This is a genomic window from Vibrio sp. F13 (genome assembly GCF_020806305.2).
In the GTDB taxonomy this organism is placed as follows: Bacteria; Pseudomonadota; Gammaproteobacteria; order Enterobacterales; family Vibrionaceae; genus Vibrio; species Vibrio crassostreae_C.
Genome location: NZ_CP170175.1, coordinates 3,111,836 through 3,127,644, shown reverse-complemented (window position 1 = coordinate 3,127,644; position 15,809 = coordinate 3,111,836). Strand labels below are relative to the sequence as shown.

Here is a 15,809-nt window from a genome sequence, read left to right as displayed (position 1 = left end):
AATAACGATTATTAACCTGCCGTCCCTTTTTTCAGACAAGATTAAGGCTGCCCACTGTCAGTAGTTGACAAATTATTGGAAGACAGTCACTGCCCTAGCCTTAGTAAGGTTTACTGAACACGGGTTTTAAACCAAGTTTTGTCGCCACTTACTAAGCCTGGCACTCTTGCTACTTAGCCTCTAACTAACCAACGCAACCTCTTCCCACCTCGTAGGCTACTGCCTGTTCTGTGCAAACAAAAAAACTCCGAGCTTTCACTCGGAGTTTTTAGTATCTAGCTTCTGTTGCTTCAGCGAATTACAGTTCGATTGAAACCGTTTCACCATCAACATTTAGCATTAGCGTGTTGCCTTCAAGCTTGTGAGACACTTCAACTTGCTCGCCTTCGTTCTTATTAGGAACAAGAAGCGTAAGGATGTTGTGCTCTTTTGATGGCTTGAATTCCACTTCAACGTGACGGTGGATTTCAAGAATCTTTGAACTCGTATGGGTCAACTTCGCCAAAACCTTCAACGTTCTTAACTGACGTGATGTTATCAGCAGACTCGTTGATGAAGTTTACGTCTAGGTGCGCAACTTCGCCACGGATAGTGAAAGACTTGTCTGCCACGTCGTTTGCGAAAGTTGTGTGCATTAGCCAAGTCATGTCTTTCTCTTCAGAAAGCGTTGCCTTGTCTTGCATTACGAATACTTTACCTTGAACAAACCAGACCTTACGCTTGTAAGATTCAATTTCAGGAACGAAGTACTTGTAAGATGCCGTTGCATCACCCTCAACCATCTTCACATCAGATTCAGTGTCGAAATCAGAGATGTTGCCGCCCGCTTCGATACAGAAGCGATCTTGGTGGTTTTCGTAGCCCGTGTTCTTGTTCTCGCCGTACTGACCTTTACCGCCAAATAGTGGAAGGTTCTTAGAGAACGTTTGACGACGCCATTTAGTGTGCATATCAACACCGAAACCACCGTAATAGCCAGTGATTGACGCTAGCGTTTCACCGAATGCATGCAACGTGAATGCGTTTTGGTCACCGTGAGAGTGGCTGATTGAGCCAAACGGAGAACATTTGAATACCATGTGAATATGGTTATCACGCTCAGTCATCTTGTTGTGGAATGCAGCCCAACCCGTGATTGGGAATACTTTCAACAGTGGGTCATTCGATGGTGCTTTCTCTTCAGGTGCATCCCAAAGGAAGTTAAAGCGAAGATCATCGTAACCGAAGTCCCACCAACCGAAGTTGTAGAATTTGGTGTGTGCTTCAGTATCACGGCCTTTCAGTTGGTTGTAGTACCAAACATACTCAGGCTTCTGGTTAACACCTGCGTAATGCTTGATGTTGTAAGCCAGTTTTAGACCTGGGAAATCACCGATTGAAGACTGGTCACAGAAGCTCGCGCGCTTAGAGTGAACAGGCATGCAGTAAAGCGGGAAATCACCTGTGTTTTCGTAGAATGTTTTGTTGAACATGTCTACGCCACAGTATGCTTTCAATAGGTCGAATGCTTCGCCTAGGAATGCAGTTTGCGTGTTCCAGTAGTCAGGACCTTCAGCCCAACCGCCGTCTACACCGCCCCATGGTGGGTAGTGTACTGCGTAGTATTCTAGTGCGTATGCAATGTACTCGCCTGCTTTCGGGTGATCGTGGTAAAGCGCGATACACGTTGGGATGATAGCAGAAGAGATAGAACGAACACCGTGGCTGTTCAGTGGGTTGTTCAATAGATCAACAGTCACTTTCAGGTGGTGCATGATTTCGTCTAGACGCTCAATCAAAGCATCTTGAACTTGCTGACGTTCTTCATCTGTGAAGTAGCCGTGTAGCCAGTCGTAACCCCAAGCCATAGCCGCGATAACACGGAAAGCCGCTTCATCGTTATAGCCACGAGAAGTCACGCCTTCTGGATCGTACGTAGACAGTTTTAGAGTCCAAGCTTTTGCTTTAGCAATTAGCGCTTCGTCTTCTTTCACAACACCAGCAATTGCTAGGTTACGTGTCGCGTTTAGTGCCATTTGGCAATCAACGTACATTTGACGCCAGTAAGGACGCCATAGAGAAGCTTTGCCTACCGTGTCAGCTGGGTACGCTTGAGGCTCTTCGAAAGGAGCAGTCTCAAGGAACTTAACTGTCGAGTTATTGTAGAAATCATCAAACATGCAGTGAGCTTCATCAGCTTTCACTTTCGCTTTGAATTCTTCTAACTGATCTGCTTGAACAAGAAGACGTGGACGTGCTTCGCTCAAGTTGTCTAGGAATGATAGGTCGAAGTCACGTTTCTGTACTTCGATAGGGAGTAGGTCTACAAGATTACCTGCTGAAGTATCATTCTCCAGCTTCATCTTCCTGATTGCATCAAGAGATTTTTGGTCGCTCATTCTAACTCACTTATTTTTCAAGTTGATTGAAAGGAATTAGCAATAATATACGTCTTATTGTAGGACAATTAAATCTATTTCGGTTCGATTGAACCATTTTGTACAGTTTTCGTGATTTAGGTCAGATATCTTCCACCTGACCGTTTTTCCGTTTCGCAGAGCAAAAAAAATGCGACGCCCTTTCGAGTCGTCGCATTCTATTATAATCGTTTTCTATGTATTAGCTTTCAGTTACTGCTTTCGCTTGCTTGCCGCCGTCATCGACCGCTTTAACCAATAGCACACCAACACCACCAACAATCACACCACAAAGTATGAAGACTAGACGTCCCCACATTGGGTTAGTGAGTAGAGCCATTAGCATGATACCGACACCCGCTACCGCAATCAGTTTACCAAGCATTTCACGCTGTTTGTTATCCAGTACTTTCTGTTCTGCTGACTCCGCAACTAATGGAGTAGACAGGTTACCGAAGAACTTATCAACGTCTGCTTGACGCTTCTCAGTTAATGGCTTGTAGAACAGAGTTGATAGGATGAAGAAACCACCTGTCAGCGTAATGTGAGCAATCAGACCGATAGCAACCTTAACATCAGACCATTCACGGCTTGTTAGCTCTTCTAGACCGAAGATTGAAGACACCATTTCAGCGTTAACAACGAAACCCACGTAGTAAGAAACAAAACCACCAACCACTAGCGTACCCCAACCAGCCCAGTCCGGAGTCTTCTTAATAAAGAAGCCAAGGAATGCAGGAATTGTCATTGGGAAGCCGATCAGTGCGCCTACATACATCATGGTATCGAACAGGCTCAAACCTTTAAGCGAGTTGATGAACTGTGCAATAAGGATGATAGCAATACCAAACACGGCAGAAGTAATCTTAGAAACCGTTACTAGTTCTTTTTCGCTAGCCGTACCTTTACGAACGATTGGTTCATAGAAGTTCTTAACAAAGATACCCGAGTTACGGTTTAGACCAGAATCCATTGAAGACATTGTCGCTGCAAACATCGCCGCAACTAGAAGGCCAACCATACCTGCTGGCATGTACTCTTGTACGAAGTATAGGTAGGCAAAGTCACCCGCTTTCTTACCTGCTTCTGGGTAAGCTGCTGCTAGGTCGACACCTTGACCTGCAATGTACCAAGAAGGCATGAACCAGATAAATACACCACAAAGCATTAGCACACACGCTAGTAGCGCTGCTTTCTTCGCGTTCTTTGAGTCTTTAGCCGCTAGGTAACGGTAAGAGTTAAGCATGTTGTTAGTAATAGAGAACTGCTTCACGAAGATGAAGAATGCCCAAATGCTGAAGATGCTTAAGTAGTTAATGTTGTTACCAGAAAGGAAAGAACCGCCTTCCGCTACAGGGAAGTTATTCACGATTTCACCAACACCGCCACCTTGAACAACAGCAACAACAGCACATGTCACGGTTACTGCCATGATGATAACCATCTGCATAAAGTCAGATGCAATTACCGCCCATGAACCACCCGTTACAGACATTGCCAATACAACCAAACCGGTAATCCAGATAGTTGCTGTCATGTCGAAACCGAAGATACCAGAAGCGATGATTGCTAGTGCGTTTAACCATACACCGGCAGAAACAACACTGTTTGGCATTGAAGACCAAGTGAACACTTGTTCGTTAGTCGCACCGAAACGCATACGAATTGCTTCGATTACCGTTACTACACGTAGTTGACGGAACTTTGGAGCAAAATATGCGAAGTTCATGAAGTAACCAAATGCGTTGGCTACGAAGATGACCGCTACTGCAAAACCATCGTTATACGCTTTACCTGCCGCACCGGTGAATGTCCATGCACTAAACTGGGTCATAAAGGCGGTTGCACCAACCATCCACCACAACATGTTACCGCCCCCGCGGAAGTAGTCACTGGTGGTACTTGTAAATGTTCTAAACATCCAACCTATCGCAATCAAGAATAGGAAATAAATGCCGACAATAATCGTGTTGAGTTCCATCGTGTATCCTTTGTCCGTTGTATTTTGTTACGATGACTATAGGAAATCTCAAACTTTATTTGTAGTACAATAATCCAAATAAGTGATGGCGATCTTATTTTGATTGATTAAGTTAATTATATATATGACATAGGATGGAATATGGCCAATCCATCAAGGCAATTACTGGTGTTTGAGGTAAAAACTCAAAAAACAAGGCCAAAGAACATCACACCCATTAAAATCAAAGACTTATGAGAAAGTGAGACTTTGCACACTTATTAACAAATACAACCAAACACATATAAATATAAAATCCTCAAAAATAATAAAAGCCAAATCAGAGCTAAATCACCCTCATTTATCACACAATAAACCAGCGTTTTTTATCTATTGAGAGTGGATAATTTCATTAGAATTCTACTTAAATTAATCAATATAGAAGAGGCATATCCAGTTCAAACGATGGTAGATTCAAAATATACAAAAATGAAAAATCATGGATGACGCATAATTATTTGGGGGTCGAGAGTGTCTAAAAACGAATATCGAGCGTAATATTATTTTTATTATGATGGTAAAGAGAACGACCGCTAGGCGTATACAAGAAGGAACTGGCTTAAGAAGGAGTTAAGCGAGGATGAACCAAAACAGTGCCACACATGGTGCAACACGCTTTCTAAAAACAAAAAAGCATGCACTTGGCATACCTTTTTGATTGGTTCAAATGAAGTTGAAAACCGTGTTTAGCTTGCAGTGGCTAAACGGTGGTTAGCGTCTTGCAAGTGAGCGGCTGACATTGTACGAGCTTTTTCACTGTCGCCAGCCATAATCGCTTCATAGATTCTACGGTGTTCATTGATACATGTGCTGCCCTCTTCAGAAGAGTGCACGATGAAGTTAACGAACATGGTAGTCAGAATATTGCCGAATGGCAGGTAGAAATCGTTACCTGTCGCATTAAAGATCAAGCTATGGAAACGAATATCGATGTCTGTCCAACGTTCTTGGTCAAACACTTCTGCGTCATCCACTTCAACCATCTTCTGGAAGATCTCTGAAAGCTCGATACGTTGCTCAGCAGTCGCAAATTTTGCAGCTAATGCACACGCTTCAGGTTCAATCGCACGGCGAAGGCCTAAAAACTGAGAACAGAATTGGTCTATGTCGGTTAGACCATCCATCCATTCAATCAGTTGAGGATCAAGAAAGTTCCAGTATGCGCGATCTACTACACGAGTACCGATTTTCGGGCGGGACTCTAACAGACCTTTAGAAGTCAGTAGTTTAACGGCTTCACGAAGTGCCGTACGGCTGATACCAAACTGTTCACACAGCGCCATTTCACCAGGAATAATAGAACCTTGTGGCAGTTCACCAGACAAGATTCCACGAGCGATTTCACGCGCTACTTGCACGTGCAGGCTGCGCTTCGAGCCCGAGATTGAATTAAAAGTGCTAACCATAAGTTCACTTATTTTATATGTTATGTTTATGTATTATTTAAGGATCACTATAACAGGATTTCAACCTAGCGCCAATTGAGTAAATTAGCAACGAGTCGTGCCCTATTAATTTACTCAATGAATCAAACACTTATAAAGCATCTAACTCCATACCGCTAGAAACATTATGTTACACCATTCATAAATCCGTCATCAAAAGGCATCGGTTCTGTCATCCTCGATTCCTATACTTCCTTCCAACAAATCACTCAATTGGACTGACATAATGAAACCGACAAAAACAAATCTCACGCTTAAGAGCGCTATTACTGCTGCGCTGATTTTTTCTGGTTCTGCATTAGCAATGGATACACGATACGAAGATCGCTCTGGCAACTTGGTTGCTGATGTTCCTCAAGATGAATCACAATGGGTTGACCCAAACACGCTAATTTTTGCTTATACGCCAGTTGAAGATCCTGCAGTATACGCTGATGTGTGGAGCGAGTTTTTGAGCCACCTTGAAAAAACAACGGAAAAGACGGTTCGTTTCTTCCCTGTTCAAAATAACGCAGCTCAAATTGAAGCAATGCGTTCAGGTCGCCTACATATCGCAGGTTTCAACACAGGTTCTACACCACTAGCGGTTAACTGTGCAGGCTTTGCCCCATTCACAATGATGGCTGCAAAAGATGGCTCTTTCGGTTACGAAATGGAAATCATCACTTACCCTGGTTCTGGCATTGAGAAAGTGGAAGACCTAAAAGATAAGAACCTAGCGTTCACATCACAAACGTCTAACTCTGGCTTCAAAGCACCTTCTGCTATTTTGGACGCTGAATACCAACTTCAACCTGATCGAGATTTCAAACCAGCATTCTCTGGCGCACACGACAACTCTATTTTGGGTGTGGCGCACAAAGATTACGATGCTGCAGCAGTTGCTAACTCAGTATTGAACCGCATGCTTTCACGGGATGTTGTGAAAGAAGACCAAATCAAGAGCATCTACAAATCTCAAACCTTCCCGACTACCGCTTACGGCACAGCGCACAACCTGACGCCAGAGCTGCAAGAGAAGATTCAAAAAGCGTTCTTCACTTTCGATTGGGAAGACACAAAGCTTCAAGAAGAATTTAAACGTAACGGCGAAGCGCAGTTCGTTCCTATTACTTACAAAGAGCACTGGGAAGTGATCCGCACTATCGATACGGCAAACAAAGTCTCTTATACGTGTAGCTAACTGCAACCGAACTAAAAAGCCAATCACACACTGATAAAACTAACTGCAGGTGTAATCGCCTGCAGCTATTCACCACTCTTTCCGGTTTACTTTCCATGCCTGTCTCAGGCGAACTCTTAGTACACCGCTCTTATAGGAATTATATGTCTACTCTTACCCTTAAAGGGCTTACCAAGCACTACTCCAGTTCTGATAAAGCCCTTACCAACGTTAGCTTGTCGGTCAATGCCGGTGAAGTGGTTGGTTTAATTGGTCCATCTGGTGCGGGTAAATCAACACTTATCCGTTGTATTAATCGGCTAACCGAACCCACCAGCGGCGAAGTGATCTTTTCCAATACCAATCTAGAAACGCTGTCTAAGCGACAATTGAGACAATCACGCCGTGAGATTGGGATGATCTTCCAAGAGTACGCGCTGATTGAGCGTTTAACGGTGATGGAAAACGTACTTTCAGGGCGTTTGGGTTACGTGAATTTCTGGCAAAGCTTTACTCGTCGTTTCCCTGAATCGGATATCCAAGCCGCTTATGCCCTACTCGACCGTGTTGGATTGTTAGAACACGCCAATAAAAGGGCCGATGCTCTGTCGGGTGGTCAGCGTCAACGTGTTGGTATTGCACGTGCACTTGCTCAGAAACCGAAATTACTGTTGATTGATGAACCAACAGCCGCACTTGATCCACGTACTGCGCGCCAAATCATGCGACTGATCAGTGAGATTTGTTCAGAGCAACAGCTCCCTGCCATCATCAATATTCACGATGTTCAATTAGCAAAGCAGTTTGTTGACCGTGTTGTCGGCTTGAATGCAGGTTGTGTCGTATTTGATGACAAACCAAACCTGCTCACTGAAGATGTTTTAACGCAAATCTACGGTGAAGAAGACTGGAGTCAACAAGCAGAAGAAGAGGCCGATGACCTCATCATCACGAGCCCTCGCCTGTCTGAGGCAACAATATGACTCAACCATATCCAAATCAAGTTCAGCAGCATTTAAAGTCAGGAAAACAGAATTCCAAACAATACCCGACACAGTGGACAAAGCCGCCACTGATTTCTAGCCCATGGCTGCGCTTGAGCTTAATCATCATTGTGGCGGTTTACTTGTACCTTGCGACTCAATCGGTACACGTCAACTGGACTCGAATTTACGAAGGCAGCGAACGCGGCTGGCAGTTCATTTTGGCTTTCATGAACCCAGATTTTGGTGGCCGTTGGAACAACACCTCACAAGGTTTGATTGAGAGTTTAACCATGACCCTCACATCGACCGTGGCGGGTGTCCTTCTTTCAATTCCATTCGGGTTAGGCGCAGCGAAAAACCTTGCCCCTACGCCTGTTTACTTGTTCTGTCGTGCGTTTATTTCGGTTGCGCGTAGCTTACAAGAAATCATCGTAGCGATTCTGTGTGTTGCTCTATTTGGCTTTGGTACGTTTGCGGGGTTTGTCACGCTCACCTTCGCGACCATCGGCTTTCTCGAAAAATTGTTTGCCGATGAAATTGAAGCCATCGACCCAGCACCACTCACCGCAATGCGCGCAACTGGCGCAAGTTGGTTACAACAAGTGAACTATGCGATTCAAGCGCAGGTAATGCCACGCTTTATCGGGCTTTCGATGTACCGACTCGACATCAACTTCCGAGAGTCAGCGGTAATTGGCATTGTTGGCGCAGGGGGTATCGGTGCTACATTGAACACCGCAATGGACCGTTACGAATACAGCGCAGCGGCCGCTATTCTATTGATTATTATTGTGATTGTGATGTTGTGTGAATACCTATCGACCATTATCCGCAAGCATGTGCAGTAAGGAACGACCAATGAGCACGCTAAATGACACCTCTACAAGCGCCATGAATCGTACCCAATGGCAGCGTTACGACAGTAAACAGAGCCTTATGCTTTGGCTTGGCTGGCTTTGCTTTGTTGCGCTAACGGTTTTTGCATGGCAAGTCATGAACAAGGACACGATTTGGTACTTTGTGACTGACTCACCGAATCAACTTGCTGATATTTCGTCACGTATGTGGCCACCAAGATGGAGCTACTTAGAGTCACTTTGGAGCCCTTTGTGGGACACCATTAACATCGCAACAATTGGCACACTGTTAGGAATCGTACTGGCATTTCCAGTTGCATTCTTAGCCGCACGCAACACAACGCCAAGCACAACGTTTATCAGGCCTATCGCACTGTTCATCATTGCGGCAAGTCGTTCAATCAACTCATTAATTTGGGCACTCCTGTTAGTGGCTATCATCGGCCCAGGGTTACTGGCCGGTATTATCGCGATTGCGCTACGCTCGATTGGCTTCGTGGCTAAGTTGATGTACGAAGCGATTGAAGAAGTAAACGTCACGCAGATGTCAGCGATTGAATCGACGGGGGCATCTCCACTGCAAGTCTTGAACTACGGCATTCTTCCGCAAGTAATGCCAAGTTTCATCGGCACGAGCTTGTTCCGTTGGGACATCAATATTCGAGAGTCTACCGTCTTAGGTTTGGTGGGCGCTGGCGGTATCGGCTTAAAACTGCAAGAATCGATGGCAATGCTGGCATGGCCTCAAGTGACTGTGATTTTCTGTGCGATTCTAGTGACGGTCATCTTCTCCGAATGGGTGGCAGCCAAAGCAAGAAAAGCCCTTATCTAAATACTAAAACAACGTCAAATAGACGGTTATTTAGGGCGTGTTGACCTTTCGAGCTGATTTTTGCAGCGAGTTGCTGGGTATTTATACAAGACAGAGGCTTCGATGTGTAGCTAGCCTACATGAGAAGCCGATAACGTAGTAGAAATGACCAGCAAACGCTGCCCGAAGGGTTCGGCTAAAAGCGTTTTACTCTTTGTTGAGGGGGATTTGCTTAGAATGGCGACTTCCCCCTCGCCTCGATTAAAACGCTTTTATCTCGAACAAAATTTAACCGCGAAAAGTCAACACGCCCTAGTCAATAAGATCAAAGCCTACTCACTGAGTAGGCTTTTCGTTTGTTGAAACGTAATAAACATTTTTCACCATCAGAACCGCACTTCGTTGACCACAGTCCCTACCCCTTCAATCGTGACACTCACTTGGTCCTTGTCGGACAAAGCATAAGTTCTACCTGGCGTGCCCATGAAAATTAGATCGCCCGGTTTGAGGGTAAAATAATGGCTCAAATAGCTCACGACTTTTCTTGGCTTGTGGATCATGAACGAAGTATTTTCTTGTTGAACCACTTTACCGTTAACACGAGTGGTTAACTCAACATTGTTGTAATCAATGCCGCGCACAATTGTGTTGCCAACTGGGCCAAAACCATCGGAAGCTTTCGCTCGGAGCCATTGCAAATCGGCGCCTTGCCAACTTCTTTCAGTAATATCGTTGCCCACCGTGACGCCAAAGATCGCTTGTTCGGCTTCTTCTTCACTGGCTTGACTGAGCTCTCTACCAATCACAACCACCAGCTCGCCTTCAAAATGAACATTTCTTGCTTTTGGTGGCACTTGAATCACTTCGCCCGTGAGAATCAAAGAAGAAGGAAGTTTAAGAAACATCGGCGGTGGTGCATCGGCAGGTGAGGCTAAGTGGCTAGCGAAGTTCATCCCGACGGCGAAGACTTTCTCTGGTTTTGTCGGTAGTAACACCTCAACCGACTCTAACGGGATCGAATTTTTTGCTACCGAATATTCGCCAAAGAGATCGCCGCTGACCGGTAACACTGCGTCATTGTCTAGCTTTCCATAGCTGATTTTGTCTTGGTATTGATAACGGACGAAATGCTCACTGCTCACCTCAACTTTCTTATTTTCTGCCGCCAATGTGACACCAGACATCGCAACTATTGCCAATAACCACTTCATCCTTGAATCCCTTTATTTTTAAATCCTAAACTATACTTTAGCCCACTCTGTAAGATTCGAAGGAAAAGGGAAGCTCCGTTGCCCCATCCTCTTTCCCCCCTTCTTATAAAAGCAGCACGCATAAAAAAACCGAGCAACTCGCAGTGAGTTACTCGGTTTGACTTATTCCCGATGTATTCAGTCGTTGTTGGTATCAACGAACGATTTTGCAATCACGACTGAATTCAATGTGACGCTTCGTTCCCGCAAAGCACCACATCAACACAAGCCATCGTTAAACGGCATGTATGTTAATCATTTACAGTTGAGCAAATGATCCTTCCCACGAGTATGTCTCACCCGCGAACTCAACAGTGTGAGTTGCTTGCTGCGTGTCTTCAGCTTGGTTTGAGATACCGTAGTGGTAAGTGTTGCCAGAAGTAGTCTGAATGCGAACAACAGTCCCGACACTGTTATGGCCCACAACAGATACTGATTTAACTAGACCACGAGCGCCTACAGAGGCTTCGATAGATTCGTTAAAGTAACCATGCGTTTCTAGTACAGAAGCAAACACGTGGTTTTGACCAGACTGACGTAAGATAAACGCAGGTTCACTCTTAAGATTGAAGTCTGGATCGTTAGCACCAGTGCGAGCAAAAATCACTTCGCTGCCCGCATTAGCGCTGGTTACTAGGCTGTAGTAGCTGCTGTCATGTAGCCAGCTTACTAGAGAACCCTCTTCGTTCACTTTGCCTGAAGCCACGTTCCATAGGTGTTGGTAACCGTTGTCTTCACCTAATGGCTTAAGCGTTTTTTCCATGTTGTAATCGAAATCAGTACGGATGATCTGGCCAGAGTGGTGAACGGGAAGATCGTACTGATGCTCAGCGTCAGCTTCGATGCGGTAAACATCAATCACTAACGGCTTCTCGAACTCAGGAAGTTCAGCAAGAATCACGCTGCGTTGCATGTCTACGCCTGTGTAGTACTCAGAAATTGTGCCGCTCATGCCTTGCAAAGACTGGTCGTCTGCTACGAAGAAGTGCTTCTGACCAAACTTAGACTCAGCCAATGCTGTGTTGAAGTTATTCTGCGTTTTCTGATCAACCGTTACTGTGTTGTGAGCAACCGTCTGCTTACAGTAAGACTTGTTCTCTGGAATGTAACGACCACCAAACTTAGGCTCAACGTTTACCCAGCGACCGAAGCCGTAATCGTGCAGCACTTCGTGGCCACGGTTGAATACACTTAGGTGTAGTCCATCGTAGTGACCGTGGTCTAGCGCAGAGTGGTACTGGTGATCGCTGCCGTGTTGACCAAACCAGATCAACGCCATTGTGTCGTCGTCTTTCTCATCACGGTGACGAAGAATGCTAACGCCGCCTTTCTCACCTTCAGGGCCGTCGGTAACGAACAGGCTACCCCAGTTGAATGGTTTGATTTCATCAGCTGCTTCAACAGCGTCAGACAATGTTTTACCTGAAGCATGAACCCAAACGTTTTGTTGGTGGTTAGCCATACCAAGCAGAGTTTCAGTCTGCTCGTAACGGTGGTAACACACAGACGTTGCCATGATAACGCCTTCATCGTTGATAGAGATCGTCTTCGATGAATCGTTCAGAGCTGGCAATGTACCGTCTGGGAATGCGGTTTTGAATACAGAGTAAGATGTTGTCTTGATCACTGAATCGTTGAATTCATAGATACCGACTTCAGGCTGACGACGTTCAATCGCTTCTGCGAACAGGTAGATTGGACGTAGAGAGAAGCGGTGGTAGTAAGGACCTTCCATGTAGTAGCCGTCTGGCGAAAACAGTTGGTCAAGTTGCGCTAAGAAACCGCCGCTTACTTTGTCCAGTTTCAGGCCATAAAGTGCTTTATCTACAGATTCTTGATCGTTGATCGCGTAACCACAGATACCTACCGCTGCCACTGCCCATAGGCCGTGGTTGTGTACGATATCGAAGTCGTGTGCGTAAGTCACAACGAACATTTCGATCATTTGCTTAAGAAGATCGTCTTCGATCAGACGCTTCTGCTCTTCAGAGATTGTGTGGTAAATACAGCTGTACGCACAAGAAGCGTAAAGCATCCACATGTTCTCGTTCAACGTTTGGTGGAACAGCTTACCCGGAGGGTTAGAGTCACGGCTTACGTTGCTTTCCAATGTTGGGTATACCGTCGCGTACGCTGTTAGCATATCAACGATGTAATCACGGTACTTAGTTTCCTCAGTGATAAGGAACAAACGACCCGCTAGATCCATATGGATGTAGTTTTGCTTATGACGGTTATGTTCATAACCGCCACCTTCGCCGTGACCTGGAACTTCGATGCCAACTTCAGCCATGTAAGCGTCAGTTTGTTTAATGTCACGAGTTAGTGCGTTACCTAATAGGCTATCCTTGCCAAGTTCTTTACGAAGCTCTGCTGCTTCTTCAAAGTTAAGTAAAAGTGGTTGATAGCTCATTATTATTTCCCCTGCTCTAAAGTCGTTTCTACTGAGTAGAAACCTGTCCAGCTGTATACTTTGCCGTTCAGTTCTACTTTGTGTTCAGTGCTGTCAGTTGCGCCAAGTTGGTTACTGATCATCACTGTCACGTTTGATTTCTCTGTCGTAATTTCTACTACTGAACCTACATTCGTGTGAGCAACAACATTGATGTTTTTCACAACACCACGAGCGTTTACTGATTGCTCGAATTCTTCGTTAAAGTAACCGTGCGTTTCTAGCACAGAAGCAAACAATGTTGTTTCGCCTTTGCTACGTAGAATGAATGCAGGCTCTGAACGTAAATTAAAGCTTGGATCGTTAGCACCAGTGCGAGTGAAGATGATTTCTCCGTTCTCGTTCGAACTTGTACCCAACCAAGTATAGTACGTGTCGTTCTGTAACCAGCTAACTAACGCAGTACCATCCACTTCACCACTCGCTACATTCCATAGGTGTTGGTAACCGAAGTCACTTCCTAGTGTGTTTAGCTCTTTGTTTGCTTGGTATTCGAAGTTAGTGCGAATAATTTGACCTTGATATTGATGAGAGTAATCAAACTGGTGGTCGCCTTCGCCGCCTTTTGTCGAACCTAAGCGGTACAAGTCTAACAATAGCGGAGACTCAAGCTCTTCAAGGTTTAGCATGAACACACTGCGTTGCATGTCAAAACCTTCGTAATGGTCGTTAGCAAATGCGCTCATACCGTTAATTTGCTCATCTGCCACTTTGAAGAAGTGAGGCAAACCGTGTACTGCGTCAGCACGCTCAACGTCAAAGTTGTTCTGACATTTCTCATCAATCGTTACTGCATTATGTGCAATCGTTTGACGAGCGTAAGATTTATTTTCATCTAGGTAGCGACCGCCAAATTTTGGCTCAACGTTAACCCAACGACAGAAACCGTATTCACGCAACACTTCTTGACCGCGGTTAAAGAAAGAAATACCCAGCGTATCGAAGTTGCCGTGACCCATGCCGTGTTGACCGTAGTTCATAACAAGTTGAGAAACGTCACCTTTATTATCCTGCATACGGATAAAGCCTTGTGCACCATTGTGGCCTTCAGGACCCTCGCTCAATTCAACACTTGGCCAGAAAGGCATGCCGATTTCTTGTTTAGCTGAAGCCTCTTCGTAGGCTTTAGATAGCTCAAGACCACATGGGTGCATCCATACTGCGTCTTGAATCTTCGCCATACCAAGAATGTTTTGGTCTACGCCGTTTTCAGAAGAGTAATGCTTGCTGTAAACACTTACTGCAACCTGAACACCCATGTCTGTAATACCCATAGTACGAGAAGCATCATTCAGAGCCGGGAACTCACCGTTCGGGTAAGCCGTCGCCAGCATCGCTTGTACTGTGTTACCAATCACGCCGCCTTTGTAGTTGTAGATATCCACTTCAGGCATATGACGGTGAATCACTTCAGCGAACACACACGTTGGACGAATCGCATAACGGTGGTAGTAAGGACCTTCCATGTAGTAGCCAGACGGTGCAAACAGCTGAGAAACTTGCGCTAGGAAGCCGCCAGTGTCGTTACGGTCAATGCCGTACACCGACATTTCAAGGTACTCACGCTTGCCAAGAGCAAGACCACAAATACCGACAGCGGCTACAGCCCAAATACCGTGGTTGTGAATTCGGTCGAAGTCGTGTGCGTATTTAACTGTGAACATTTCTAGCATTGGTTCGAAAATACGAGACTCAATATTGTCGCGTTGTTCTTGTGTCAGGGTTGAAGCAACACAAGAGTAAGCTAAGCTTGAGAACATTAACCAGCAGTGTTCGTTCAGGATTTGGTGGAACAAACGACCTGTAGGGTTAGTGTTTTTCTGTACGTGGTAATCAAACGTTAGGTATTTGTCTGCGTACTCTTCTAGTAATTCTGTAACAAAGTCAGCGTACTTTTGCTCTTTAGTGATCAAGAACATGCGACCAGCTAGATTCATGTACGTGTAATTTTGCTTATGGCGGTTATGTTCGTAACCACCAGCCTCACCATGACCTGGGACATCAATAGGTAAACGCATGAATGCTTCTAGATCTTTCGCGTTCGCTGCAATGGTTTTGCCCATTAAGCTAGAACGGCCCACTTCAAGGTGAAGTTGCTCTATTTCAGCTTCAGTCAACAATACTGGTTTAGTCGTCATATTCTTTGTCACCCTCAATAAAGAGTTTATCTGCTTAAACTTTGATTAAATTTTCAAACTCCATATAAAGTAATACAATATGAGCTTTAATTATACCTATTCGTCGCCAAATGATGAGTAGAGTCACACTATTAGTCATAAGTCATTGATGTAGCTGACTAATGGTAAATATCAGCCATTTATTAAGTTGTTGATTTATTTACGCTATATGAAGTATCGCTTGATCAATATCACACAAATTTAGATATATTGTATTACAATTGAGCTCATTCCCTTATGATGGATGCAAGTT

General features: G+C 44.9%; 9 protein-coding genes and 1 pseudogene. 4 read left to right on the top strand and 6 right to left on the bottom strand.

All coding sequences use genetic code 11. The features are described from left to right. Positions 1-298: 298 nt before the first annotated feature. The 3 genes and pseudogenes from LMH68_RS14290 to LMH68_RS14280 form a co-directional block, all read right to left on the bottom strand. Positions 299-2,378 (bottom strand): annotated as a pseudogene (locus tag LMH68_RS14290) (DUF4962 domain-containing protein). Positions 2,379-2,598: 220 nt separating this feature from the next. Beyond that, complete coding sequence (locus LMH68_RS14285; RefSeq protein ID WP_017061477.1) at positions 2,599-4,377, bottom strand: sodium:solute symporter family transporter; 1,779 nt, start codon at positions 4,375-4,377, stop codon at positions 2,599-2,601. Positions 4,378-5,102: 725 nt separating this feature from the next. Further along, a complete protein-coding gene (locus LMH68_RS14280) occupies positions 5,103-5,822 on the bottom strand; it encodes a FadR/GntR family transcriptional regulator (protein WP_017061478.1) in 720 nt (239 codons plus the stop codon). A 265-nt stretch (positions 5,823-6,087) separates the two neighbouring features. Here LMH68_RS14280 and phnD point away from each other — a divergent pair, with 265 nt between their 5' ends. The 4 genes from phnD (at position 6,088) to phnE (LMH68_RS14260) (ending at position 9,698) form a co-directional block, all read left to right on the top strand. Continuing rightward, positions 6,088-7,044, top strand: coding sequence for a phosphate/phosphite/phosphonate ABC transporter substrate-binding protein (phnD, locus tag LMH68_RS14275; RefSeq protein WP_171733251.1), 957 nt, complete (start codon positions 6,088-6,090; stop codon positions 7,042-7,044). A gap of 143 nt (positions 7,045-7,187) precedes the next feature. After that, entirely contained in the window at positions 7,188-8,006 is an 819-nt protein-coding gene (gene phnC / locus LMH68_RS14270; protein WP_017069947.1) for a phosphonate ABC transporter ATP-binding protein, read from the top strand. Beyond that, a complete protein-coding gene (gene phnE / locus LMH68_RS14265; RefSeq protein WP_229647049.1) occupies positions 8,003-8,857 on the top strand; it encodes a phosphonate ABC transporter, permease protein PhnE in 855 nt (284 codons plus the stop codon). The genes phnC and phnE (LMH68_RS14265) overlap by 4 nt, the downstream gene beginning before the upstream one ends. A 10-nt stretch (positions 8,858-8,867) precedes the next feature. After that, positions 8,868-9,698, top strand: coding sequence for a phosphonate ABC transporter, permease protein PhnE (gene phnE / locus LMH68_RS14260; protein WP_170962351.1), 831 nt, complete (start codon positions 8,868-8,870; stop codon positions 9,696-9,698). A gap of 365 nt (positions 9,699-10,063) precedes the next feature. Here phnE (LMH68_RS14260) and LMH68_RS14255 read toward each other — a convergent pair whose 3' ends face one another. The 3 genes from LMH68_RS14255 to LMH68_RS14245 all read right to left on the bottom strand — a co-directional run bounded on the left by LMH68_RS14255 (position 10,064) and on the right by LMH68_RS14245 (position 15,517). Then, positions 10,064-10,861 (bottom strand): fumarylacetoacetate hydrolase family protein, encoded by a 798-nt coding sequence (locus tag LMH68_RS14255; RefSeq protein ID WP_372127876.1) that lies wholly within the window; start codon positions 10,859-10,861, stop codon positions 10,064-10,066. A gap of 325 nt (positions 10,862-11,186) precedes the next feature. Then, positions 11,187-13,340, bottom strand: coding sequence for a heparinase II/III family protein (locus LMH68_RS14250; RefSeq protein ID WP_229647050.1), 2,154 nt, complete (start codon positions 13,338-13,340; stop codon positions 11,187-11,189). A gap of 2 nt (positions 13,341-13,342) precedes the next feature. Next, positions 13,343-15,517, bottom strand: coding sequence for a heparinase II/III family protein (locus LMH68_RS14245; protein ID WP_229647051.1), 2,175 nt, complete (start codon positions 15,515-15,517; stop codon positions 13,343-13,345). Positions 15,518-15,809 lie beyond the last annotated feature (292 nt).

Coding starts and splice junctions, on each gene's coding strand:
- LMH68_RS14280 (WP_017061478.1), bottom strand. CDS start 5,822: ATGGTTAGCACTTTTAATTCAATCTCGGGCTCGAAGCGCAGCCTGCAC.
- phnE (WP_229647049.1), top strand. CDS start 8,003: ATGACTCAACCATATCCAAATCAAGTTCAGCAGCATTTAAAGTCAGGA.
- LMH68_RS14245 (WP_229647051.1), bottom strand. CDS start 15,517: ATGACGACTAAACCAGTATTGTTGACTGAAGCTGAAATAGAGCAACTT.
- LMH68_RS14255 (WP_372127876.1), bottom strand. CDS start 10,861: ATGTCTGGTGTCACATTGGCGGCAGAAAATAAGAAAGTTGAGGTGAGC.
- phnC (WP_017069947.1), top strand. CDS start 7,188: ATGTCTACTCTTACCCTTAAAGGGCTTACCAAGCACTACTCCAGTTCT.
- LMH68_RS14285 (WP_017061477.1), bottom strand. CDS start 4,377: ATGGAACTCAACACGATTATTGTCGGCATTTATTTCCTATTCTTGATT.
- LMH68_RS14250 (WP_229647050.1), bottom strand. CDS start 13,340: ATGAGCTATCAACCACTTTTACTTAACTTTGAAGAAGCAGCAGAGCTT.
- phnE (WP_170962351.1), top strand. CDS start 8,868: ATGAGCACGCTAAATGACACCTCTACAAGCGCCATGAATCGTACCCAA.
- phnD (WP_171733251.1), top strand. CDS start 6,088: ATGAAACCGACAAAAACAAATCTCACGCTTAAGAGCGCTATTACTGCT.